The organism is Parasutterella muris (assembly GCF_009767915.1).
Classification (GTDB): Bacteria; Pseudomonadota; Gammaproteobacteria; order Burkholderiales; family Burkholderiaceae_F; genus Parasutterella; species Parasutterella muris.
In genome coordinates, this window is record NZ_WSRP01000081.1 from 1 (window position 1) to 2,276 (window position 2,276).

Consider the following 2,276-nt stretch of genomic DNA (forward strand, 5'->3'; position numbering starts at 1 on the left):
CCCGACTTTAGGAGAATCTCGTAAATAAAAAAGCCCTCATCCCTTGTGTTACTTAGGTTGAGGGCAGTTTAAGAATTATTCCTGCGTCATAATAAATCCAACCTCTTTAGAGTCGGAACAGCGCTGTTAAAGTCCGGGAACTTTGTCTTTAGACTTCTGGCAAGCTCATGTAAGGAACAGAATCTATTTGGCATTTTTAATCCGCAAGCCTCTAAGATCTCCGGTGTCTTCGATGTTTTTATCTTCCCGCTTTTAATCATTTCTACAAGTTCAGAAGTGCTTTGCCGCTCAAGACCTTTTCTGAGATTGCTGCATTGCTCTACAGTTGCAAAGACTGACCTTTCTTCACTTAGCAGTAGTGGGGCAACGTTTGCCTCTCGAAGACAAGTGGAGATTTCCTCAGCTGTCACGTGTACGGAACTTTTTTCAGCACGATTTTGTATAAGCCGGACAGTGATAAGCGCAAGGTAAACCAGCAGACAATGCGCAATGATGTGCTTTGAGTTAAACACATACATCGGGCGCAGACCGAGATTGGACTTCATAACCCTGAAGCAGTCCTCAATGCAGTTAAGACGATGATACATACCGGCGATTTCGGCATCTTTGAGGATCGGATTTTTTCTTTCAGAGACCACTCCGTCTTTGTCTGCTTGTATCGGCGATTCCTTATACACAACGGCAGCATAACCGCATAGAGCCAGTTTGTTTTGCAAGACCTTTTCATCAATTCCAAGAATTGGCTGATCCTTGCCGTTTTCTGTTTTTGCCAAACAGGCCCAACCGGTTTTTCTCGGTCCGATTTTGACTCCCGCCTGTTTCTTCGCAAGAACGATTCCCTGCCAGAGTTTCAAGATGGCCTGATCACGCTTTTGTCGGTTTTTGTTAAACGTAAAGACTAATGTACAGTTGATTTTTGAACCGCTCCCACCCGATTTCTCCCAATCGGAGACCACTTGATAAAGATTGTCATCTGGAACTTCACTGTTTAGCGGCTGATAACGCGACCGGTCCAGCATCTTTTTCGTTAGCGTTTCACCGAGCTTGGTGACTTTTTGAGCCATCAGAAAGCCCAGATTGTTCCCGTTCAGCATCGTTAAATTTTCAACCGAGTTCAGGCCTCTGTCAGCTACAACTACCGCTTCTTCAACATCGTATTTTTCTTTGAGTTTGCGGATTGATTCCGGCATTTTTGCAAACTCTGAGGCATTACCGGCATAAACCTGGAAATCCAGAGGAATGCCGTTTTGATCAATGACTAAAGCAATAGAGACAAGCGGTAAGTCAAAGCGATGTTCTTTTGAGGGTCCCCGCATTCTGAAATAGCGATACTTATCGTCCGTAAGCTTTTCAATGAACGCTGCCGGAAGATTCTCGACGATGACATTTCCTTCTCGATCAAGACAATCGACTGGAAGCTCTTCGCTTATAACAGCCTGCTTAACCGTATCGATTAAAACCTCCGCAAAGTCAGACCTCTCATAGTCCTTCTCTTTATCCGACATGGTGGTTTCGAAATAAGTGTTCGTTACGTCATAAAAGAGCAGACGAGTTCTTCCGGTACCGAAGGATTGATTCATCCGGCGATTGACCCACTTAATAATTTCTTCTTTGAGATCGAACAGGTAGGTATAGGCGTCATAACAATTGTCTAAAGTTATGTCTTTGATCGGGTCGCCTAAGTACTCGTCTTTTCGCCTAAAGGTTTTCTCAATAGAGCCCGGTTCAAGAATCTTTCCGGCCACCAAGTAACGGACCAGGCTGTTCAGATCAAACTTTAGCTTGCTTGTTTGCTGCACATACTTGAACTTTCGGTCTAAAGCCAGGTCTTCTTCCCAAATCTGTTTGACAGCAAAGTGCCCGTAATTAAGCAGCGGCAGAGGACTTTGAACACGAGATTGGTCCACTTGGAAGGCTAATGTTTCTTCAAGATCTTTTAGACGCTGCTTTTGCTGCAGCTCGAATTTTTCTTTGTGCTGACCGTTGTACTTAGCTTTGAGTTTATTAACTGCTTCCGGATCCTCTTTCAGAAGAACATCGAGTCTTCCAAATGTTTTGACAACACGATTTCTTGTCTTGCCGTTTTCATCTCTATATCCCTCAAGCAGCTTGACGTATTTATATTTGCCGCCGGTAACGATACCGATAAACATAGTAGTCCCTCACAAAGAAATCACTACAATATTATAACATAGAAATAAAGTAAAAACAAGTGAAAAAATAAGAACCACGTAGGTTCTCGAAAAAATTTAGAGAACTATTCTCCTAAAGTCGGG

At 43.3% G+C, this 2,276-nt stretch carries 1 protein-coding gene; it reads right to left on the reverse strand.

What is annotated here, in order from left to right; all coding sequences use genetic code 11:
• Positions 1–86: 86 nt before the first annotated feature.
• The gene (locus E5987_RS12565) at positions 87–2,153 is read right to left on the reverse strand and encodes an IS1634 family transposase (protein ID WP_160336410.1); all 2,067 of its coding nucleotides are present in this window, start codon (positions 2,151–2,153) and stop codon (positions 87–89) included.
• Positions 2,154–2,276: the final 123 nt, after the last annotated feature.